The organism is Oryzicola mucosus (genome assembly GCF_014534685.1).
GTDB lineage: Bacteria > Pseudomonadota > Alphaproteobacteria > Rhizobiales > Rhizobiaceae > Oryzicola > Oryzicola mucosus.
Genome location: NZ_JACVVX010000001.1, coordinates 574,100 through 596,148, shown reverse-complemented (window position 1 = coordinate 596,148; position 22,049 = coordinate 574,100). Strand labels below are relative to the sequence as shown.

Below are 22,049 nucleotides of genomic sequence, written 5' to 3'. Positions count from 1 at the left end.
CTCTCTCCGGAGTGGAGAAAGTGGCCCGCAGGGCCGGATGAGGAGGCTTACACCTCATCGATACGTTCCGGGAGGATTGTCATGAACACAGCATCGTCCGACCTGCATCCCGAACCCGATCTCGCGCCGGGCGAAATCATCCTCGAACTGCGCGGGCTGGAAAAGAAATATCCTGGCACGCACGCGCTCAAACCGATCAACCTCGATTTCAAGGCCGGCGAGATTCATGCCATCGTCGGCGAAAACGGCGCAGGCAAATCGACCCTCATCAAGCTTTTGACCGGGGTGATGCCGCGCACTTCGGGCGACGTCATCTGGGAAGGCAAGCCGACCGCACTGTCCACGCCGCATGAGGCCATGGCGCTCGGCATCAATGCCGTCCACCAGGAAGTCGTGCTGTGCCGGCACCTGACGGTCGCCGCCAACATTTTTCTCGGCGAGGAGACCGTACGGTTCGGAATTCTGCAACAGCGCGCCATGGTGCGCGAAGCGCAGAAGATCCTCGACGATCTCGGCTTCGAGCTTCCCGCCCATGTCCTGCTCGGCGACCTGACCATCGGCCAGCAGCAGCTCGTCGCCGCCGCCCGCGCCACCGTGCGCGGCACGAAATTCCTGATCTTCGACGAGCCCACCGCCTACCTGACGCGGCGCGAGGCCGACCAGCTTTTCACCCTGATCCGGCGCCTCAAGGCGCAACGGGTCACCATCGTCTATATCAGCCACCGCATGGAAGAGGTGTTCGAGCTGGCCGACCGCGTGTCTGTGCTGCGCGACGGCACCTATGTCGGGACCCGCAACATTGCCGAGACCGACGATGCCGAACTGATCCGCATGATGATCAACCGCTCCATCGAACAGGTCTATCACAAGGACAAGTTCGAGTTCGGGCCGGTCATTGTCGAGGCGCGCAACCTGTCCGGCAAGGGCTTCGAGGATGTGTCGATGTCGGTTCGATCCGGCGAGATCGTCGGCCTTTACGGGCTGATCGGCGCCGGCCGCAGCGAGTTCGTCACCACGCTCTATGGGCGCCATGCCAAATCCGGCGGCTCCATCCTGTGGGATGGCAAGGACGTCGAGATCAAGTCGGAACGCGACGCCATGCGGCTCGGCATGGCTCTGGCGCCCGAGAGCCGGCGCGACCAGGGCCTTTGTCTCAACCTGACCGTGGGGACAAACCTCAACCTGCCGATCTACAAGCGTATCAGCTCCAACATGCTGATCTCGGGCAGCCAGGAAAAGAAGCACGCCGACCAGCAGATAGCCGACCTGCGCATCAAGACCGCCGGCCGCCACGCATTGGCTTCCAGCCTTTCGGGCGGCAACCAGCAGAAGATCGTGATCGGCAAATGGCTGAACCACGGGGCGCGGCTGTTCATCTTCGACGAGCCGACCGTCGGGGTTGATGTCGGCACCAAGGCCGAAATCTATCGGCTGTTCGGCACGCTGCTGGCGCAGGGGGCGGGCATCATATTGATCTCGTCCTACCTGCCGGAAGTCTACGAACTGGCCGATACGCTGCATGTGTTTCGGCGCGGCAGACTGGTGGCGAGCCACGGATTCCACACCGCAAGCCATGAAGATGTGCTGACGCAAGCGATCGGCGTCTGACGAGAATTATTGCTGAGAGGTCACTCCATGAGCATCGACGCCCCGGTCCCGGTCAAGGCCAAGCGAAATTACAACGTGCTGTTCGGGCTGACGCTGCTGGCGCTGCTCGTGCTTCTGTGGGTGGCGCTGTCTCTGGCAACGACGAGTTTCGCCTCGGCCAACAACATTGCGAACCTGCTCCGTCAGGGCTCGATGATCGCCATTCTCGCGGTCGGGCAGACCTTCGTCATCATCACCGGCGGCATCGACCTGTCTGTCGGCGCGGTGGTCGGCTTCTCTACCGTGGTGACGGCGATGATGATCAATGCCGGCTTCCCGGTATGGATCGCCATCCTGGCGACGCTGCTGGTCGGCATCGCCATCGGCACCTTCCACGGCTTCGGCATCGTCAAGATGGGCCTGCCGCCGTTCATCATCACGCTCGCCACGCTGACATCGCTGCGCGGCATCGGCCTTTTGATCACCAACGGCAATTCGATCTCGATCAACAACGACGCTTTTCAGGCGTTCTCGCGCAATTCCTTCCTCGGCGTGCCGAACCTGTTCTGGATGGTCATCCTGGTTGGCGTTCCGGCCTATATCTTCCTGCATCACAGCCGCTGGGGCCGTTACCTGTTCTCCGTCGGCTCAAATGCCGAGGCCGCGCGCCTGTCGGGCGTCAACGTCCAGCGGACCATCTACATGGCCTATATGCTGTCGGGCCTCTGCGCGGCCTTTGTCGGCGTGCTTCTGGCCTCGCGCATCGGCATCGGCAATCCGACCCAGGCCGAAGGCTGGGAACTGCAGGCCATCGCCTCGTCCGTTATCGGCGGCACCTCGCTGTTCGGCGCGGTGGGTTCGGTGCACGGCCCGCTGCTCGGCGCCTTCATCCTGGCCACCATCAACAACGGCGCCAACCTTTTGAACCTGAATTCCTTCTGGCAGCGCATCATCACCGGCGTGCTGATCATCGTCATCGTGTTCTTCGACGGGCTGCGCAGGCGGAGCAAGTAGGCCGACATGAAAGCTGTTGTTTGCACGGCTCCCGGCCAACTCTCGCTCGAGGAACGCCCGGCGCCCGGCTCTCCCCCGGAAGGCTGGGCGCGTGTCGCGGTCAGCCATGTCGGCATCTGCGGCACCGACTATCACATCTATGAAGGCAAGCATCCGTTCCTGAACTACCCGCGCATCATGGGCCATGAAGTGTCAGGCACGGTGGCCGAGGCGGGCTCCGGTGTCGACCTTGCGGTCGGGCAGGCCGTCATCGTCAATCCCTATCTCGCCTGCGGCCGCTGCATCGCCTGCCGCAATGGCAAGCCCAATTGCTGCATGGCCATCGAGGTGCTGGGCGTGCATCGCGACGGGGCGATGTGCGCGGAAATCCTCGTGCCCGCGCAGAACCTCTACCCGGCGGAAGGCCTCTCGCTGGAGGCCGCGGCCACGGTCGAGTTCCTTGCCATCGGCGCTCATGCCGTGCGCCGCAGCGGTGCAAACCATGGCCGCGCGCTGGTGATCGGCGCCGGTCCCATCGGGTTGGGCACGGCGATCTTCGCCCGCATCGCCGGGCTCGACGTCACCCTGCTCGACGCCAGCGCGGAACGGCTCGACTTTGCCGCCACCGAACTCGGCTTCGCCGCCAGCCTGGCGCTCGGACCGGACCTTGCGGAACGCATCAGCGCCGCTACCGATGGCGAAGGTTTCGACGCGGTGTTCGACGCCACCGGCAACGCCAAATCCATGCAGGCTGCCTTTGCCCATGTCGCACATGGCGGCGTGCTGGTGCTGGTCAGCGTCGTGCGCGAAGACATCACCTTTTCCGACCCGGAATTCCACAAGCGTGAGATGACGCTGGTCGGCAGCCGCAACGCCACGCGCGCGGATTTCGAGCATGTCACCGCTTCCATCGCTGCGGGGCTGGTGCCGCTCGATCGGCTGGTCACGCATCGCACCACGCTGGAAGGCGCCGTTCAGGATCTGCCACGCTGGGCGCATGAAAAGTCAGGCCTGATCAAGGCGATCATCAAGGTCGGGGACGCGTAGAGCCGGATTGGCTCTGCCCCACCGGCCTGCGCACATTCTCAGAAGAATACCCGGCCAGTTGGATAATATGGCCAATTCCCCCTCACCGCCTCGCTGCTCTCGGCACCTCTCCCCCATTTCATGGGGGCGAGGAACCCAGGTTCTGCATAGAATGCGCCTCGCGAGGCAGGATTCCTCTCCCCCGGGCGGGGGGAGAGGTGGCGAGCATCGCGAGCCGGTGAGGGGGGGCTTCCACCTGTCCGTTTGTTGGAGCCGTAAACTACCCAGCCGCCTGAGCCTGTTGCCAGGCCGCGAGCGCTGCCTTCACCGCCTCGGTACCGCTGGCGGCAATGTCGGGCGGGAGCGAAAAGCCCAGCCCGATCATTTTGCGACCGAGCATGTGGTCGGCGGGGCGGTTGACGGTTTCGACGCCGATCAGCCGGTCGCCGAGATAATGATGCACCGCGAATTTGTTCTCCGCCGGATCGCCGGAAACGACTTGCCGGCTGCTGCCGCCGGTCAGGCCGACCATCTGCAGTTTCATGTCGCCAATGTCGGACCAGAACCATGGCACCGCCTCATAGGCGCTTTCGTGTCCCAGGATGGTGCGCGCTGCGAGCCGTGCCTGGTCGGTGGCGTTCTGCACCGACTCCAGCCGCACGTCGGCCGCGCTGAACCAGTGGCGGTAGCTGGCATTGTCGCCGATGGCGAGTATTTCCGGCGCCGAGCTGCGCATGTGGGGATCGACCCGGATGCCGTTGGCAATCGACAGCCCGGCGGCTTCGGCCAGCTCGACATTGGGCACGACGCCGATGCCGACAACGATCATCCGCGCCGGAAGGCGTTCGCCGGTCGAGGTGATCGCGGCCGAGACCGCGCCATTGTCGCCGTCCAGTCGGTCGAGCGTGGTGCTGAGCAGCACACGCACGCCCAGTCCCTCCAGCCGCCTCCGGACATGCTCAGAAATGACGGGCGCAACCGCGCGGCCGAGCAGCCGGTCCTGCGCCTCGATGACGGTGACCTTGCGGCCGCCCAGCGACAATGTTGCGGCGATCTCCAGCCCGATGAAGCCGCCGCCGAGTACCACGACCTCCTCGACCTGTCCGCTGGTCTCGCGGATGCGCCGCGCATCGGCAATCGACCGCAGCGACAGCACGCCTTCGAGGTTGCTGCCTTCAAGGCGCAAGGCGCGCGGTCGCGACCCGGTGGCCAGGATCAGCCTGTCGAACGCAAGCGCCGTCCCGTCCGCGAGCACCAGGCTTCGCGCCTTAAGGTCGATGCGCTCTGCCCGGCGGCCGAGCCGGAGGTCGATGCGGTTGGTTTCGTAGAAGGCGTCGCCGCGCAACGGCTGCGGCTTGGCGGCTTCGTCCTTGATGAACGTCTTGGAGAGAGGCGGCTTGTGATAGGGCAGATCCGTCTCGTCGCCGATCAGGATGACCGGGCCTTCGAAGCCCTCTTCCCTCAGGCTGGCGGCAGCCTGTACGCCGGCATGGCCGGTGCCAACGATCACGACGCCGTTGTTCATGAAATTGCCTTTCCTCACATGCCCGCCGCAGATGGTGATGCCATCTGGGCCGCCGCAAGGGCCGGGCGACGATAAGCTCTGCGTGACACCTGATATCGTCGGCTGTCAAGCCGCGGCCCTGAGGGCCCCGACCGGCGTTGCGTGCCGAAACAAACTGGACAGTCGCAGTTTAGAATAGTTCTAAACACTTGAACTCTTTACGTTTTTCGGAGAGGGGCGTTGACTTTTCCGGGCCGTCGGCTTTTATGGGCCGGCATCGTGAGATGCATGCCTTTGATGTCTGGGCCTTGAACCCTTTCGATTGGAGCGACCGGAATGATTTCGATGACCCCGCCGCGCGTGGACGCGGCACCTGCGCATCTGTGCGGCTGCCCATCGGGCGACTTGACCGTTTCCGTCATATCTTCTTGTTTTCATTTGCCGAACAAGGGCCGCGCATGAGCCTGTCGGCTGATATCGCGCATGGCCGCGGCGGGTATTTCGAGCGGGCTCCGGAAAAGCTCGTGCTCGAAGGCTATCGCCACTGGCTGGCCGGATACGACACCGGTTCGGTGACGCCGTGGGAACGTGCGCATACGCTCTATGCCGGCCTTCTGGGCGATGCGGACGGCCGTCGCGCACTGGGCGAATTGTCGCATTTCGTGCGCACGCTGCGCCGCTGCGCGGCCTGCCCGCTGATCAGCTTTCCGTTCGGCGCGCACCATGTCTGCCGCGACGAGTGCCTGGCGCTCGGCCTTGTAGCCGGCCTGCAGCATCATGACGAGGTTGCCGCCGCGACATGTCTCGAAGCCATGACCTGCGGCCTGATGCGCCAGGAGGCGAAGGAGGCCGCAGGCTGTTTCGCCGAAACGCTGAGCGCCCTGCATCACTATCTTTTGCCCATACCGAAATCCGCGATCGACGACATACTGGACCGGTCGTCGCGCAAGACAGTTCACTGAGGGAGACGACGATGCTCACGAGCATGGCCATGACACGGCGCCACGGCAGGATTGCCACAATCGCAGCAACGGCCGCACTGACGGCGGCGATTTTCGTCCTGCCGGCGAAGGCAGCCGAGGTCGACCCAAAAGCGGTGGTGGCGAATTATGCCGATATCGCACTTGCCGGCTATGAGGACTCGCTGACCACAGCGCAGGCGCTGAAGACCGCTGTCGATGCGCTGGTGGCCAAGCCTTCGCAGGAGACGCTGGACGCTGCGCGCGCCGCCTGGAAGGCATCGCGCATCCCTTACCAGCAGACGGAGGCGTTCCGCTTCGGCAACCCCATCGTCGACGACTGGGAGGGGCGGGTGAACGCCTGGCCGCTCGACGAAGGCCTGATCGACTATGTCGATGGCGGCTATGGCACCGAGTCCGACGAGAACACGCTCTATACTGCCAATGTCATTGCCAACAAAAGCATCGAGATCAATGGCGAGACGGTCGATGCTTCCAAGCTGACGCCTGAGTTCCTGGCGTCGACGCTGCAGGAAGCCGGCGACATCGAGGCCAATGTGGCCACCGGCTACCATGCCATCGAATTCCTGCTCTGGGGCCAGGACCTGAACGGCACCGGTCCAGGCGCGGGCAACCGGCCTTACACCGATTATGACACCGCCAACTGCACTGGCGGCAACTGCGACCGCCGCGGCGAATACCTCGCTTCGGCCTCGCAGTTGCTGGTCGCCGACCTCGAAGAGATGGTCGGCAACTGGAAGGCCGATGGCGAAGCCCGCAAGACGCTGGTCGATGCCGATCCGACCGAGGGCGTTTCCGTCATCCTCACCGGCATGGGCTCGCTGTCTTATGGCGAACTGGCCGGCGAGCGCATGAAACTCGGCCTGCTGTTGCACGACCCGGAAGAGGAGCATGACTGCTTCTCCGACAACACCTCCATCTCGCATCTCTACGACACGGTCGGCATCCGCAACGTCTATCGCGGAAGCTACAAGCGCGTCGACGGTTCCGTCGTGGAAGGCCCTTCTGTGTCCGATCTGGTGAAGGCAGCCGACCCGGCCGTCGACGCGGAGCTGTCCGGCAAGCTCGATGCGACTGTGGCCAAGATGGAAGCGATCGAAGCCCGCGCCAAGGCCGGCGAAGCCTACGACCAGCAGATCGGCGAAGGCAACACCGAAGGCAACGCCACCGTGCAGGCCGCGATCGACGCGCTGGTCGACCAGACCAAGTCGATCGAGCGTGCCGTTGCCGCGCTGAAGATCGACGCCATCGCCTTCGAGGGATCGGACAGCCTCGACGCGCCGGACAAGGTTTTCCAGTGAGGCTTTTCGCCACGCGCCGAAACCGCAAAGCCACTGGCGCGGGGAGCCCGCGCCACAGCCATCGCAGAGTTCAACATGCTGATTTGCCACTGTAATTTGATTACCGAAAAGGAAATCGAACAGACGATCATAGACCTGCTCGACAGCGACCCGTGGCAGCTCATTGTCCCGGCGAAGGTCTACCATGCCATGCACAAACGCGGTCGCTGTTGCGGCTGCTTCCCAAATGTGGTGGAAACGATCATTCGGGTAACCGAGAACTACCATTCTCGTTCGGAAGCGGACGAAATGGCTATCGTTTCACATCTGGATCGCGTCAGAGAATTGCGCATCCAATTCGGGAGCAGGATTCATGAAAGGCGACAAAGAGATCATCGAGCGGCTTAACGAAGCGCTCTTTCTCGAGCTCGGAGCTGTCAACCAATACTGGCTGCATTACCGTCTGCTCGAGGATTGGGGTTTCACCAAGCTCGCCAAGAAGGAGCGCGCAGAGTCCATCGAAGAAATGCAGCATGCCGACAAGCTGGTAGCCCGCATCATCTTCCTGGACGGCCATCCGAACCTGCAGTCCGTTTCGCCGTTGCGGATCGGGCAGAACGTCAAGGAAGTGCTGGAGTCCGATCTCGCCGGCGAGTACGACGCCCGCACTTCATATAAGAAATCGCGTGAGATCTGCGCCGAGAAAGGCGACTACGTCACCATGAAGCTGTTCGAGGCACTGCTGATCGACGAGGAAGGTCACATCGACTTCCTTGAGACCCAGCTGCAACTTCTCGAGAGCATCGGTGAGGCCAAATACGGTCAGCTCAACGCCGACTCGGCCAACGAGGCCGAATAGGACATGCCGGAATGCGGCGCATAATTTCACAGATGCGCCGCATGGGGCCTGGTTCTCCGCTGCATCGCCACGCGGCAACATCACCATTTCTTTTGAGCTATGAGGGAGAAGAAACCCCCTCACCGGTTTGCTTCACAAACCACCTCTCCCCCATTGCATGGGGGCGAGGAACCGACGCTGATTGGAGTTCGCTTCCGACAAAGCAGCGATTCCTCTCCCTTACGCAGGGGGGGAGAGGTGGCGAGCCCGAAGGGCGAGACGATGAGGGGGTATCCGGCTTCCTTTCCAAGGCAGCCGCTTTGCTTCTTGCCGCGGGTATCATTTTATCCCTCGTAGAAACACCTTTGGCTCAGGCCGAAGAGACCTCCCCCAATCTTCCGGCCCAGCGGACCGACCTGACGCCGGAAGACAGAGCGCGTGTCGAAGCGATCACCAAGCCGGCAACCGACTTTTCCGCTCCCGAACAGTTCGAACTGATGCAGGGCGGCGCAGGGACATCCAAGAAACGCGTCAACCAGGACGCGTTCTCGCAATTCTCGTCCAATCTGACCTTTGAGGAAGAAGGCACTTTCAAGCTCGGCAATGGGCTGTTCCGTAAGTTGTGGGTTTCATCGCCTTCATCGACGCAGGCTTCCGATGGGCTCGGACCGTTGTTCAACGCCCGTGCCTGCCAAAGCTGCCATCTCAAGGATGGACGCGGCCATCCGCCGGAAAACACCGCCGATGCCACCTCGATGTTTCTGCGGCTCGCCCGCGCGGCTGAGAGCGAAGAGGAAAAGCGGCTTGTTGCCGAGCACAAGGCGCTGAATTTTCCCGATCCGGTCTATGGCAACCAGTTGCAGGATCTCGCCGTGCCTGGACTGACCGGCGAAGGCCGGATGAAAATCGCCTATGAGGAAATCCCCGTGACGCTGGGCGACGGGACTTCCGTGTCGCTGCGCAAGCCGAACTATTCCGTCACCGATCTGGGCTATGGGCCGCTCGATCCGCGCACCACGCTGTCGCCGCGCGTCACCCCACAGATGATCGGGCTCGGTCTGGTCGAACAGATCCACCCGGCCGATATCCTGGCCAATGCCGATCCCGACGATGCGAATGGCGACGGCATCTCCGGAAAGCCATCGGTGGTTCGCGACGTTCCGACCGGCGAGCTGATCCTCGGCCGCTTTGGTTGGAAAGCGCAGACGCCTTCGATCCGGCAGCAGACAGCCGACGCCTTTGCCGGCGACATCGGCATTTCGACGCCTGAGGTGCCCAATCATTGGGGCGATTGCACCGACAGGCAAACCGCCTGCAAGGCCATGCCCATCGGTGTGCAGGAGCGGCTGGGCCCGGTGGAGGCACCCGATCCGATCATGGAGCTGGTTTCTTTCTATTCCCGGAACCTGGCTGTGCCCGCCCGCCGCGACATGGGCAAAACAGCCGTCCTGCGCGGCAAGCAGATGTTCTATGAAGCCGGATGCGCGTCCTGCCATACGCCGAAATACGTTACCCGCCGAGACGCACCCAACAAGGCGCAAGCCTTCCAACTGATCTGGCCTTATTCGGACTTTCTGCTGCATGACATGGGCGAGGGCTTGGCCGACGGCCAGCCGGTCGGTGTCGCCAGCGGCAGCGAATGGCGCACAGCACCGCTCTGGGGCATCGGCCTGACCCAGCGCGTCAACGGCCACACCTTTTTTCTTCATGACGGGCGCGCGCGCAATCTGACCGAAGCCATTCTGTGGCACGGCGGCGAGGCGCAGGCCGCGCGCGACAAATTTGCTGATATGGCTTCCCAAGACCGCGAAGCGCTGGTCAAATTCCTGGAGTCGTTGTGATGCGAAGAAGCCTGCTCGCCACCGTCCCACTTTTGATGGTTCTGCTTCCCGCCCCGGCTTTCGCGATCACTGGTAAGCAGATCGTGACCAATGCCGTCGATGGGTTTGTCCGGCCTGCCTATGCAAAGCTTGGCGAGCGCAGCTCAGCAATGAAAGCCGCCATGCAGACCCTGTGCAAGGCGCCCTCGCAAGAAACGCTGGATGCGGCGCACAAGAGCTTTGCCGACATTGTGGAAGCGTGGTCGGAAGCCGAGACCATCCGCTTCGGGCCGGTGACCGAGCACAACAGACTTGAGCGCATGTTGTTCTGGCCAGACCGGAAGGGAACGGGTTTGCGGCAGGTGCAGGCTGCCCTGGCCGACAAGGATGTGACCGCGACCAAAGCGGAAACCCTGGCGCAGAAAAGCGTGGCAATGCAGGGGCTGGGAGCGCTGGAATTCGTACTCTACGGCACCGGTTACGAGACCCTGTCGGCGCCCTCCGACCCCTATCGCTGCAGCTATGGCGAGGCGATTGCCGGCAATATGACCTCTATTGCCCGCGAGATCAGCGACGCATGGGCCAAGCCAGACGGTTTTGCCGCGACATGGAGCCAGCCGGGCGCGGACAACCCGCTTTATCGCAATTCGACCGAGGCGGTCACCACGCTGCTCGAAGTGTTCGTCAACGGCACCGAGTTGGTGCGCGACGTTCGCGTCGGCGGTTTTCTGGGCGAGGTGCCAAAGGACGACAAGCCGCGACAGGCGCTGTTCTGGCGATCCGGCCAGACGGTGCCGGCCCTGAAAGCCAATATAGAAGGCATGAGCGCCCTGTATCAGGCGTCGCATTTCGGCGAGGCGCTGCCCGCCGAAATGTCCTGGATCGACAATTCGGTTCGATTTGAATTCGGCAATGCGGTGCGTGCCGCCGATGGCGCGCAAGGCCCACTTGCGGATGTGCTGGCCAATGGGCAGGAGCGCGGCAAGCTCGCCTATTTCAAGGTGGTCACCTCGAGTCTCAGTGAGTTGTTTGGCACACGCCTCTCGGGCGCATTGGGGTTGACGGCAGGTTTCTCCTCGCTCGACGGAGATTGACGATGCGCACGCCGCTGTTCGACCGGCGCGACTTCATCAAGGCGGCCGGCTCGGCCTTCGTGCTCGCCATGGCGCCGTCCTCGCGGGCGGCGACGCTGGAAGCCGACGCCTTGTTTGCGACCGCCTACCAGATGCGCGATGGGTCTTATGGCGTCGCGATGCTGACCGAAGCCGGCAAAGTTCTGCACAGCGTCGCTTTGCCCGATCGCGGTCACGACATCACCTTCGATCCGGTCACGCGGCGTTCCGTGGTGTTCGCGCGCCAGCCCGGAACCTTCATGGTCATCTTCGACCATAGCGGCGGCCAGCCGCCATTGACCGTCAACAGCATCGCCGGCCGCCACTATTACGGGCATGGCGCATTCTCCCAGGATGGCGCGCTGCTGTATGTGACGGAGAACGATTTCGACAACGCCGCCGGCATGGTCGGCGTCTACGATGCCAGAGACCGTTTTGCCCGCATCGGCGAATTTCCGACCCATGGCGTAGGGCCGCACGAACTGATCCTGCTGGATGACGGCCGCACGCTTGCGGTGTGCAATGGCGGCATCGAAACCCATCCCGATTTCGGACGGGCGAAACTCAACATCCCGACGATGAAGCCGTCCTTCGCGCTGCTCGACAGGGCGACGGGCGACCTGCTCGAAAAGCACGAACTGCCCGCGACGCTGCACCAGCTTTCGATCCGGCATATGGCGGTGGATGCCTCCGGCACGATCTGGTTCGGCTGCCAGCATGAAGGCCCGGCCACAGAGCGTCCGTTGCTGGTCGGGCGCGCGGTGCGCGGCAAGGACCTGACCATGCTCGACATGCCCGAGGAGGTTCTGGGCGGGTTCCGCAACTATATCGGCTCGGTCGCGGCCAACCCCCGGTCCGGGCTCGTCGCGGTCTCATCGCCGCAAGGCAATGCCATGGTGACGATCGACGCTGCCAGCGGCCGCATCGTCGCCAACCGCTCGTTGGTCGAAGTGTGCGGCCTGGCGCCCGATGGCGACGGATTTCTGGCCACTACCGGAGCCGGCGAGATCATCGCGCCGACGGGCCAGGAAGCGAGAGACCCGGACTATGTCTGGGACAACCACATGCTGCGGATCGATATGTAAGTGGTCACTTACTTTTTTTTCGAGCAACTGGCCGGCTGGCATGTTCCGCCGCCTGCAGCACGAGGCGCAGGAAGGCGTCGCCGGCGGCATCAGGCGTGCCGGAATTGTCGATGCGGAACACGGACGGCCCGAGATCGCCCGGCTTGCTGCGCGCCAGCCGTGCAAGAACTTCGGCACGGGATTCCCTGCCGCGCGCGGCAAGACGTTCCGCCAGCACTTCCGGCTCGGCGGTGATCTCGGCTACGATCAGCGTGGCGTAGCGGCGGCGCATGCGTGCAATCTCGTTGCGCGAGGCGTTGGCGATGACCACGCGCCCGTCGCGAATGGCCGCATCGGCGGATGCGGGAATGCCGTAGCGCAACCCATGCGCTTTCCAGGCAAGCGCGAAAGCGCCTTGCTTTTCCGCCGTCTCGAACTCGTCTTCCGTCATCGAGTCATGCTGTTCGCTTTGGCCGTCGCATGGCCGGGTGATGACGCGTCGGGCGAATTCGATGATGCAGCTGTCGGCAAGATGGCCGCGCGCGTGTTCTATCACGGTGTCCTTGCCCGCGCCGCTTGGGCCGACGACGGCGACGAACACACCATTTCCAATGGGCTGGCTCACCCGGCTTGGCGATGGATCGGTTGCGGCCGTCCCGTTCATGCGACGCGCTTTCCCTGCCGCCAGACGGAGCGGACGACGGGCACGTGCTCGTCCAGCCGGACGCGGACGAGATCGGCGCGCAGGCCGGGCGCTATCGAACCGCGGTCATCGAGCCCGGCGGCGTGCGCCGGCGTGGCGGTCACCATGCGGATCGCATCGGGAAGTGTGACGGCGTCGACCACTTCGCCCAGGAAGAAGGCGGACTGGATCAGGCTGAAGGGGATGTAGTCGGACGACAGGATGTCGAGCAGCCCATGCTCGGCGAGGTCGCGGGCCGACACGTTGCCGGCATGCGAGCCGCCGCGCATGACGTTGGGCGCGCCCATCAGCACGCCAAGCCCGGACTCATGCGAGGCGCGGGCGGCTTCCAGCGTGGTCGGAAATTCCGCGACACGGATGCCTTGCGACAGCGCCTCCTCGACATGCGCGAGCGTGGCGTCGTCATGGCTGGCGAGCACGATGCCGCGCTCCTGGCAGGCGGACGCGATGGCTGCGCGGTTGCCTGGCGAATTCAGCGTGGACTGGGCGATGCGGCGCTCGCAATAGGCGAGGAACTCGACATCGTCGAGCTTGGTCTTTTCCTTGTAGTACAGCGCGTAGGTTTCGAGCCGGGTGAACTGGCGCTGACCTGGCGCATGGTCCATCAGCGATGCCATGCGGACGCGCTGCAGCACCTCGAAGGCTGCAAAATCGGCGAGGCAGCTTGGCACGGAGACCTCGCAGCGCAGATGGATGAAATGCTCGGCGCGCAACCGATCGTGGCGTACGCTGTCCTCGATCGCTTCGCCCAGCCGCAGCATGTCGGGCAGGCTGATGGGCGCATCGTCGTCGAGGCCGGCGCGCAGCGTGTCGAACACGGTTGTGACACCCGCCGTCGCCAATTGCGCATCATGTGCAAGCACGGCTGCGATGGGGTTCCAGCGCACACTGGGGCGGGGGGCGAAATGGCCTTCGAGATGATCTGTGTGCAGTTCCACGAGGCCGGGAATGAGGAAGTCGCCTTCCATATCCTCCCCCAGTCGACTCGGTCCGGTGTCGATGTCGGCGATCAGACCGTCCCGCACCAAGACGCTGCCTTCGATCACCTCATCGGCCAGCACCACGCGTGCATTGGCGAGAACAGTTTCATGCGTCATGCAAATTTCCTGACCGCCTCCGCACCCAGCGGATGACGGGAGAGAACGACGAACGGGGCGCCGGGTTCCGGCTCGACGAAAATCGTCAGCGCGTCGATCACGATCGGACGCGACAGCGCCTCGCCGAAGAGCGCGCCGATTGCCGTCTCGATACGACGAGCGTCGTCGTCGCCGACACGGCCCGAAAGCGTCATGTGGAAGCGGAAGGCATCGAAGACATAGGGGTAGCCCCAACGATGCAGATAGCGGAACTGCATCGGCGTCAGCAGGTCGGGATTGCGGCGCTCGATGTCCTTTTCGGTCAGCGGTGCGCGGAACCGGTCGAAGGTCGAAACGACTTCGCTGGCGAATTGATAGAGCTCAGGCAGCTTGTCGTCGGGAACCAGCGCCAGGAAGCCGTCGAGCTGGGCAATTTTCAGGCGCGGGATCACGACCGGGGCGGTGGAAGCGGCAAACAGATCGACGGCATGGCGCAACGAGACTTCGCTTTCGCCGGACGACAGGCGGAACGGCGCCTTCAGCGTGGCATGAAACCCGTAGCGGCGGGCCGACGCGGTGTGGAAAGCGACCTCCGCCGCACTCAGCGACGCAACAGGCTGAGCGGGTGCGGTCGGGCCGCCAAACGCATCGCGACCGAGCCAGGCGACAGCAGCGCGCGCGAGCAGCTCATCTGCTGCAGGCGTATAGTAGATCGCATAACGCATGACGTTTCTCCCCGGACGGGCCCGCACATATCCGATTCCCGTGACGGATTGACGAAGCCCAGCCGGGCGGCGTGATAACACCGACAGCCGGTGAAGTCACTTCGGACATTGGGAGGGCTTGCGCCGGTCAGGCCGCCTTGTCGCGGATCTGGTAGTCCTTGATGTCGGCGAAGCGGATCATCTTCCAGCGCTCGGCCTCGTAGTTGAGCGAGAAGGCGTGCTGGGCGAGGAAAACCGGATCGTCGTCGAGATCGCGGGCGATGTCGCCGCGATGGCTCTCCACGAAACGGTGAAGATCGGCCTTGTCGTCGGCGTCGATCCAGCGGCAGATCGAAAAGCGCGAGATTTCGAAATCCACCGGCAGCGAATATTCGATGTTCAGCCGCTCCTTGAGCACGTCGATCTGCAGAGCGCCGACGACGCCGACGATGGCCGGCGAACCGTCTTCCGGCTGGAAGAGCTGCACCACGCCCTCTTCGGCCATCTGTTGCAGGGCTTCCTTGAGCTTCTTGGCCTTCATCGCATCGCCCAGGCGCACACGGCGCAGGATTTCGGGCGCGAAGTTGGGCACGCCGCGGAACAGGATGTCCTCGCCCTCGGTCAGCGTGTCGCCGATGCGCAGCGTGCCGTGGTTGGGGATGCCGACCACGTCGCCGGCAAAGGCCTCGTCGGCGGTGATGCGCGAGCGGGCAAAGAAGAACTGCGGCGCCGAAAGGCTCATCGGCTTTCCGGTGCGCACCAGCTTTGCCTTCATGCCGCGCTGCAGAGTGCCGGAGCAGACGCGGACGAAGGCGATGCGGTCGCGGTGGTTGGGGTCCATATTGGCCTGGATCTTGAAGACGAAGGAGGTCATCTTGTCCTCCGTCGCCTCTACCTTGCGGGTGTCGGCTTCCTGCGCGCGCGGCGGCGGACCGAAGGCGCCAAGCGCCTCGATCAGGTCGCGCACACCATAATTGCGCAATGCCGAGCCGAAATAGACCGGCGTCAGATGGCCTTCGCGGAAGGCTTCCAGGTCGAAGGGGCGGCAGGCCTCGCGGGCAAGCTCAAGCTCCTCGATGAAGGTCTCGCGCTCGTTCTCGGGCAACAGGCCGGCGACGCGGTTGGAATCCGGGCCGTTGACCGGCGTGCGCTCCTTTTCGTCGTCGCCCTTGCGCACCGCGTTCTGGGCGAGGTGATAAGTGCCCGAAAAGCTCTTGCCCTGGCCGATGGGCCAGGTGACGGGCGCGGTGTCGAGCGCCAGCTTCTGCTCGATCTCGTCGAGGATGTCGAAGGGGTTGCGCGCCTCGCGGTCCATCTTGTTGACGAAGGTGATGATCGGGATGTCGCGCAGACGGCAGACCTCGAACAGCTTCAGCGTGCGCGGCTCGATGCCCTTTGCGGCGTCGATGACCATTACGGCGCTGTCGACCGCCGACAGCGTGCGGTAGGTGTCGTCTGCGAAATCCTCGTGGCCTGGCGTGTCGAGCAGGTTGAAGACGTTGTCGCCATATTCGAAGGTCATCACCGAGGTGACGACGGAGATGCCGCGCTCGCGCTCGATCTTCATCCAGTCCGAGCGGGTCTGGATCTTGTCCTTCTTGGCCTTGACCTCGCCGGCGAGCTGGATCGCGCCGCCGAACAAAAGCAGCTTTTCGGTCAGCGTTGTCTTGCCGGCGTCGGGGTGGGCGATGATGGCGAAGGTGCGGCGGCGCGCGACCTCCTGCTGGATAGGCTCAGCCATTGCGAGATGATCCTTGTGACAGCGGGGCTTCTAGCAGCGCTTTTTGCGGCTGTCGAATGGTAATGGCGCTGCGGGAACGGCGCGATGGCGCAGCCGCTCCTAGTGAAAATAGATAGCGGCGCCTGTGGCAAGCGACCGCTGGCAGGCCTCGCGCAGCAGCAACAGCGAATAGGTGGCGATCGGCTGCGCCTCCCACAAGGCGCCCTCGGTGTTTTCGATGCCCTCGTCGAATCGGTCGAAAACCAGATCGGAGTTCACGTCGAGATCGTCGGGAATCTCCAGCGCATCGGCGATAGTCTGGAGTTCGGCCTGAAGCCGCTGCACCGAACCGAGCGGCCAGAGGTGGTTTGTGCGCTCATCGAGGAAATCGGGAATGATCGGCACGGGAAACTCAACCGGCACATAGAGGCCTTCGGCATCGGAATGGGCGATCAGATGGGCAAAGGGCGGTATCGAACCCGCCTCGATCCCGGTCACGGATGGCATCAGCGCGGCGAACAGATCGTCGGCGTTCGGCGTGTCGCCGCCGGTCAGCACCACGTCGCGCGGGATCGGAAGCCCTTTCCAGATCAGCCCGGCGATTTCGCGCACCGCATGCAGCCCGGAATAGCCGTTGCCTTCCACCGACCAGACTTCGCAGTCGAGCGGATCGTTGTGCTGCGGAAGGCCTTTGGAGACCAAAGCGGAGTTGACGGCGTCGAACTGCGCGAGAATGCCGTCGACCACGTCCTGGTCGTGGTGGCGCAGGTCGGCGACGACGCCTACGGAAATCGAAAGTCCCATGGTCTCTTCCAGATTCTGCCGGCTCAGCGCGGCGCGCGCTTGGCCAATATCCGCTGCAGGGTGCGCCGGTGCATGTTGAGCCGGCGCGCGGTTTCCGACACGTTGCGGTCGCACATTTCATAGACGCGCTGGATATGCTCCCAGCGTACCCGGTCGGCCGACATCGGGTTTTCCGGCGGCGCGGCGCGTTCGCTGGACCGGCTGGTCAGCGCGGCGAAGACGTCGTCGGCATCGGCCGGCTTGGACAGATAATCGACGGCGCCCAGCTTCACGGCGGTAACGGCGGTGGCGATGTTGCCATAGCCGGTCAGGATCACCGTGCGGGCATCCTCGCGCTTGTCGCGGATCGCGGCGACCACATCGAGGCCATTGCCATCGCCCAGTCGCATGTCGACCACCGCATAGGCGGGCGGATTGGCCTTGGCCTTGGCGACCGCTTCCTCGACGCTTTCGGCGGTCTCGACCTGAAACCCACGGCTTTCCATGGCGCGCGCCAGACGGGTCAGGAACGGCTTGTCGTCGTCGACTATGAGCAACGAATGGTCGTCGCCCGGAATCTCGCCGTTGGCCTGGTCCTGTGTGGTCATCCTTGCTTCATCCCTATCCGCCTGAAACTTTTCTTGTGTTTCTATGCAGATATAGCCGCTTGACGCCAATGTCCAACCCTAGGTCAGGCTGCGCCGAGGAACGAATCGGCCGGTGCGGCGGCCTGGAACTGCGCACGCGGCCAGGTCACCTCGATGATAGCGCCCTCGCCAGGGTCGGACGAATTGAAGAAGGTGATCTCCGCGCCGGAGCGTTCGAGCAGCGTCTTGGCGATGAACAGGCCGAGCCCAAGCCCGCCGCCGGACTCTCCGCCCTGCCGCGTCGACATATAGGGTTCTCCGATGCGGTCGATGATTTCGTGCGGGAAGCCGGGGCCGTCGTCGGCCAGGCGGAACGAGACGGTCTCGTTGTTCCAGCTCCAGCCGACGCGCACTTTGGAGCGGGCGAAATCGACGGCGTTTTCCACAAGATTGCCCAGGCCGTAGATCACGCCCGGATTGCGGCGCGACACCGGTTCGGTGCCGATGCGCTCGCCCGGCTCCATCTTGATGGACACGCCGAAATCGCGGTGCGGTGCTGTGACCTCCTCAATCAGCGAGGTCAGCGGCATGCGCGCGAGATGCGCCTCGCCTTCCGACGACAGGCTGGTCAGCCGCTTGAGGATTTCGCGGCAGCGTTCGCTTTGCGAGCGCAACAGCTTGACGTCCTCGCCATAGCGAGGGTCGTTGCCCAATGCCCGCTCCATTTCCTTGGAGACCAGCGTGATGGTGGCCAAAGGCGTGCCGAGTTCGTGGGCCGCCGCCGCCGCCAATCCGTCCAGCGCAGACAGATGCTGTTCGCGCTGCAACACCAGCTCGGTCGCGGCCAGCGCATTGGCGAGCAGGCGGGCCTCGTCGGCAACGCGGAAGGCGTAGAGCGCGGTGAAGGCGATGGAGGAAAACACCGCGACCCAGACGCCGCCGACATAGATGTAAGGCATGATCAGCGTCACGCCGGGATACCAGGGCAAAGGCAGGTGATAGAAGGTGAGCAGCGTCGCCGCCGTCATGACGACGAGGCCGAGCACCGCCGTCAGCCTGAGCGGCAGCGAGGTCGCCGATATGACCACCGGCACGGTGAGCAGGAGAGCGAACGGATTGGTCAGCCCGCCGGTCATGAACAGCAGGCCGGACAGTTGCAGACTGTCGAAGCTGAGAATGGACAATGCCGCGTAGGGGTCGAGCCGGTGCGTCGCAGGAAAGCGGAACGTCAGATAGAGATTGAGCCATGCCGAACAGGCGATCAGCGCGAAACACATGCTGACCTGGAGCGGAAATTCCAGCCCATAGGCGACGACGAGAACGGCGGCACTTTGGCCGAACACCGCCAGCCAGCGCAGCCGGATCAGCGTGTTGAGCCTAAGCCGGGTGGACAGTTGCAGATCGGGAGTGTGGGAGACCTTGATCATGGCCGCTTTATGCGACGGATGGGAGGAGGAGGGAAGGGTTTTAGGTTCCCACACCGGCTGTCCAGTTTGGTCGACACTCTACGGCGCCCCCCTCTGTCCTGCCGGACATCTCCCCCACAGGTGGGGAGATTACCTGTCGCACCGGCTTTCGCTAATCGCCGGCATTGCGGGAAAGGCGGTGAGCGTGAAACTGCCAATCTCCACCCTTGCGGGGGAGATGTCCGGCAGGACAGAGGGGGGCAACGTAGAGCACCGAAGTTACGTCCCACAATCTACGCGGGGTAATCCCACGACGGCTCACGTCCCGCGCGGCTTGGCCCGCGCCGTGGCCTGGGCGACGCGCGGGTCTTCGGGCCAGACATGGCGGGGATAGCGCCCGCGCATGTCGGAGCGGACATCGGCCCAGGAGCCGCGCCAGAAGCCCGGCAGGTCGCGCGTGGTCTGGATCGGGCGATGCGCAGGCGACAGAAGCTCCAGCGTCAGCCCGACGCTGCCATTGGCAATGGCGGGATGGGTGTCGAGCCCGAACAACTCCTGCACACGGATCGCCAGCACCGGCCATTCGCCCTCGTAGCGGATCGGCACATGGCTGCCGGAAGGCGCATTGAAATGGGTCGGCGCAAGCTGTTCGATGCGGCGCTGCAGATCGTGCGGAACAAGCGACAGCAGACCTTGACGCAAGGCCTCACTGCCGATGCGGGCCAGCGAGGCCTCGCCCGACAGGAATGGCAGCAGCCAGTCGTCCAGACGCTCGACGAGGCTTTTGTCGGACATATCAGGCCATGGCGCGCCAAGGCCGCGATGCAGCCAGGACAGGCGCTGGCGCAGGGTGGCCGCGTCCTTGCCCCAGTCGATGAGATCCAGTCCGTGCCGGCGCAGCGCATTGATGACCGCGCGGTCGGCATCCGCTCCCTTGGGTGCGGCGAGCAGGCGTTCCGACAGCGTGATCGCGCCCAGCCGCGCGGTCTCACGGACACGGACGGAGCGCTTTTCGACGTCGAAGCTGGCCTCCGAGCGGGTTTCTATGCGGCTGCCCAGAATGGCACGGATCTCCGCTTCGGAAACGGGCGCGGCAGCCGTGATGCGCGCGCTCTGCGCCTTGCCCTGCAGGTCGGCGACGACCAGCCAGGTCTCGGCGGCGAGCGGATCGGCGGCGTCGACTGCGGCGCCGCTGCCGTTTGCCAGGACGAAGCGGCCGCGTTCCCCCCGCGCTTTGGCGACACGGTCCGGCCAGGCATGGAGCAAAAGCGCGCCTGCGGGAGGTGCGTCAGTCCCGCCTGGCCTCGTCTTTGAGGCGCGGGCCAACCGTTCCGCAAGTTGGCGCGCCGCATTGGCACGCGGCGACCGATCGGTGGAAAAGCGCTGCAAACGGCGTTCGAGGTCGGCTGCGTCGCCGCCAAGGCCGCGTTCCGTCAGAAGCACGGCAAGCCGGGCAGCCTCCAGCGCGTGGCCCTCCCGGGCAGCCTCGGCGACCATGTGGGCAAGGCGAACCGGCAGCGCCAGCTTGCGCATTGCCTGCCCGGTTTCGGTCAGGCGACCATCGCCGTCGATGGCGTCGAGCCGCGTCAGCAAGGCGCGCGCCTCGGCCAGAGCGGGCGCGGGCGGCGGGTCGAGGAAGGATAGTGTCGCAGGATCCGACACGCCGAAGGCGGCGCAATCGAGCAGGAAACCCGACAGGTCGGCTTCCAGAATCTCGGGCGGCGAAAAAGCGGGCAGGGCCGCCGTCTGCTCGGCGCGCCACAGACGAATGGCAATGCCAGGCGCTGTACGCCCCGCGCGGCCTGCGCGCTGGTCGGCGGCGGCGCGCGAGGTGCGCACGGTTTCCAGCCGGGTCAGGCCTGACGCCGGTTCGTAGCGCGGCTGTCGCGACAGGCCGGAATCGATGACCACGCGCACACCATCGATGGTGATCGAGGTCTCGGCGATGGCGGTGGCGAGCACGACCTTGCGGCGGCCGGCGGGAGGCGGCCGAATGGCGGCATCCTGCGCCTTGCCGTCCATCATGCCGAACAGAGACACGACCTCGACGTCGGCTGCGATCCGTCCCGCCAGCCGCTCGGCGGTGCGCTCGATTTCGCGCTGTCCGGGCAGGAAGGCGAGGATGCTGCCGGTCTCGTCGCAAAGGGTGGCGCGGATGGAATCCGCCATGGCGTCCTCGATGGCGACGCCCGCCCGGCGCTCCTGGTAACGGATTTCGACGGGATAGCTTCGGCCTTCGCTTTCGATCACCGGCGCGTCCGAAAGCAGCCGTGAGACACGCGCACCGTCGAGCGTTGCCGACATGACGACAAGCTTGAGATCGGGCCGCAGCGCGCCCTGCACGTCGAGCGCCAGCGCGAGGCCGAAGTCGCCGTCGAGCGAGCGTTCGTGGAACTCGTCGAACAGCACCGCCGACACGCCGGTCAGTTCGGGATCGTCGAGCACCATGCGCGCCAGAACGCCTTCGGTGACGACGAGAATGCGGGTCGCAGCCGAGGTCCGGTTCTCCATGCGCATGGCATAGCCGACCGTCTGGCCGGGCTCCTCGCCGAGCAGCGAGGCCATGCGGCGGGCGGCGGCGCGGGCGGCAAGCCGACGCGGCTCCAACAGGATGATCTTGCCTGCACCGAGCCAGGACTGCCCGAGCAGCGCAAGCGGGACCAGCGTCGTCTTGCCTGCGCCGGGCGGCGCGACGAGCACAGCGGCGTTCCCGGATTCCAGAGTGCCGATGAGCTTCGGCAGCACCGCCGTGACGGGCAGGGGCGGCAGGTCGGCCAGGTTTGGCGGCTTTCGGTCGATGGTCATCGCCGCCGCCATACCAGTGTCACCACAGGTCGCGCAACGGCACGCCTATGGAGCATTCATG

The 22,049-nt window shown here is 64.4% G+C and carries 19 protein-coding genes; 10 read left to right on the top strand and 9 right to left on the bottom strand.

What is annotated here, in order from left to right; translation table 11 throughout:
- The first annotated feature begins 81 nt into the window (after positions 1-81).
- The 3 genes from ICI42_RS02800 to ICI42_RS02790 are packed head-to-tail and all read left to right on the top strand — an operon-like array spanning position 82 to position 3,627.
- On the top strand, positions 82-1,608 hold the full coding sequence (locus ICI42_RS02800; RefSeq protein ID WP_188162997.1) for a sugar ABC transporter ATP-binding protein: 1,527 nt from the start codon (positions 82-84) through the stop codon (positions 1,606-1,608).
- A gap of 27 nt (positions 1,609-1,635) precedes the next feature.
- The gene (locus ICI42_RS02795; RefSeq protein WP_188162996.1) at positions 1,636-2,601 is read left to right on the top strand and encodes an ABC transporter permease; all 966 of its coding nucleotides are present in this window, start codon (positions 1,636-1,638) and stop codon (positions 2,599-2,601) included.
- Positions 2,602-2,607: 6 nt separating this feature from the next.
- Positions 2,608-3,627, top strand: coding sequence for a zinc-binding alcohol dehydrogenase family protein (locus ICI42_RS02790; protein WP_188162995.1), 1,020 nt, complete (start codon positions 2,608-2,610; stop codon positions 3,625-3,627).
- 259 nt (positions 3,628-3,886) lie between these two features.
- Here ICI42_RS02790 and ICI42_RS02785 read toward each other — a convergent pair whose 3' ends face one another.
- On the bottom strand, positions 3,887-5,131 hold the full coding sequence (locus tag ICI42_RS02785; protein WP_188162994.1) for an NAD(P)/FAD-dependent oxidoreductase: 1,245 nt from the start codon (positions 5,129-5,131) through the stop codon (positions 3,887-3,889).
- Between the two features lie 437 nt (positions 5,132-5,568).
- Between ICI42_RS02785 and ICI42_RS02780 the strand changes: the two genes are divergently transcribed.
- The 7 genes from ICI42_RS02780 (at position 5,569) to ICI42_RS02750 (ending at position 12,225) form a co-directional block, all read left to right on the top strand.
- Positions 5,569-6,072 carry a hypothetical protein gene (locus ICI42_RS02780; protein WP_188163690.1) on the top strand — a complete coding sequence of 168 codons (504 nt, stop codon included), beginning with the start codon at positions 5,569-5,571 and terminating at the stop codon, positions 6,070-6,072.
- Positions 6,073-6,101: 29 nt separating this feature from the next.
- Positions 6,102-7,391 carry an imelysin family protein gene (locus ICI42_RS02775; RefSeq protein WP_188163689.1) on the top strand — a complete coding sequence of 430 codons (1,290 nt, stop codon included), beginning with the start codon at positions 6,102-6,104 and terminating at the stop codon, positions 7,389-7,391.
- A gap of 75 nt (positions 7,392-7,466) precedes the next feature.
- The gene (locus tag ICI42_RS02770; RefSeq protein ID WP_188162993.1) at positions 7,467-7,778 is read left to right on the top strand and encodes a (2Fe-2S)-binding protein; all 312 of its coding nucleotides are present in this window, start codon (positions 7,467-7,469) and stop codon (positions 7,776-7,778) included.
- Positions 7,744-8,229, top strand: a complete 486-nt coding sequence (gene bfr, locus ICI42_RS02765; RefSeq protein WP_188162992.1) for a bacterioferritin — start codon at positions 7,744-7,746, stop codon at positions 8,227-8,229. Before ICI42_RS02770 ends, bfr begins: the two co-directional genes overlap by 35 nt.
- Before the next feature lie 320 nt (positions 8,230-8,549).
- The gene (locus ICI42_RS02760) at positions 8,550-10,049 is read left to right on the top strand and encodes a di-heme oxidoreductase family protein (RefSeq protein WP_407945134.1); all 1,500 of its coding nucleotides are present in this window, start codon (positions 8,550-8,552) and stop codon (positions 10,047-10,049) included.
- Positions 10,049-11,122 carry an imelysin family protein gene (locus ICI42_RS02755; protein WP_188162990.1) on the top strand — a complete coding sequence of 358 codons (1,074 nt, stop codon included), beginning with the start codon at positions 10,049-10,051 and terminating at the stop codon, positions 11,120-11,122. Before ICI42_RS02760 ends, ICI42_RS02755 begins: the two co-directional genes overlap by 1 nt.
- Before the next feature lie 2 nt (positions 11,123-11,124).
- Positions 11,125-12,225: a DUF1513 domain-containing protein gene (locus tag ICI42_RS02750; protein WP_188162989.1), complete on the top strand. Its 1,101-nt coding sequence runs from the start codon at positions 11,125-11,127 to the stop codon at positions 12,223-12,225.
- A gap of 4 nt (positions 12,226-12,229) precedes the next feature.
- On the opposite strand, the gene phnN is transcribed toward ICI42_RS02750, so the two are convergent.
- The 8 genes from phnN to hrpB form a co-directional block, all read right to left on the bottom strand.
- Positions 12,230-12,868, bottom strand: coding sequence for a phosphonate metabolism protein/1,5-bisphosphokinase (PRPP-forming) PhnN (gene phnN, locus ICI42_RS02745; protein ID WP_188162988.1), 639 nt, complete (start codon positions 12,866-12,868; stop codon positions 12,230-12,232).
- A complete protein-coding gene (locus tag ICI42_RS02740; protein ID WP_188162987.1) occupies positions 12,865-14,004 on the bottom strand; it encodes an alpha-D-ribose 1-methylphosphonate 5-triphosphate diphosphatase in 1,140 nt (379 codons plus the stop codon). The genes phnN and ICI42_RS02740 overlap by 4 nt, the downstream gene beginning before the upstream one ends.
- Entirely contained in the window at positions 14,001-14,708 is a 708-nt protein-coding gene (locus ICI42_RS02735) for a DUF1045 domain-containing protein (protein WP_188162986.1), read from the bottom strand. The genes ICI42_RS02740 and ICI42_RS02735 overlap by 4 nt, the downstream gene beginning before the upstream one ends.
- Positions 14,709-14,835: 127 nt before the next feature.
- Positions 14,836-16,428: a peptide chain release factor 3 gene (locus ICI42_RS02730; RefSeq protein WP_188162985.1), complete on the bottom strand. Its 1,593-nt coding sequence runs from the start codon at positions 16,426-16,428 to the stop codon at positions 14,836-14,838.
- 99 nt (positions 16,429-16,527) lie between these two features.
- A complete protein-coding gene (locus ICI42_RS02725) occupies positions 16,528-17,211 on the bottom strand; it encodes a hypothetical protein (protein ID WP_188162984.1) in 684 nt (227 codons plus the stop codon).
- 23 nt (positions 17,212-17,234) lie between these two features.
- Positions 17,235-17,798, bottom strand: coding sequence for an ActR/PrrA/RegA family redox response regulator transcription factor (locus ICI42_RS02720; protein ID WP_188162983.1), 564 nt, complete (start codon positions 17,796-17,798; stop codon positions 17,235-17,237).
- Between the two features lie 83 nt (positions 17,799-17,881).
- Positions 17,882-19,204, bottom strand: a complete 1,323-nt coding sequence (locus ICI42_RS02715) for an ActS/PrrB/RegB family redox-sensitive histidine kinase (RefSeq protein WP_188162982.1) — start codon at positions 19,202-19,204, stop codon at positions 17,882-17,884.
- 297 nt (positions 19,205-19,501) lie between these two features.
- Positions 19,502-21,988, bottom strand: a complete 2,487-nt coding sequence (hrpB, locus tag ICI42_RS02710) for an ATP-dependent helicase HrpB (protein ID WP_188162981.1) — start codon at positions 21,986-21,988, stop codon at positions 19,502-19,504.
- Positions 21,989-22,049 lie beyond the last annotated feature (61 nt).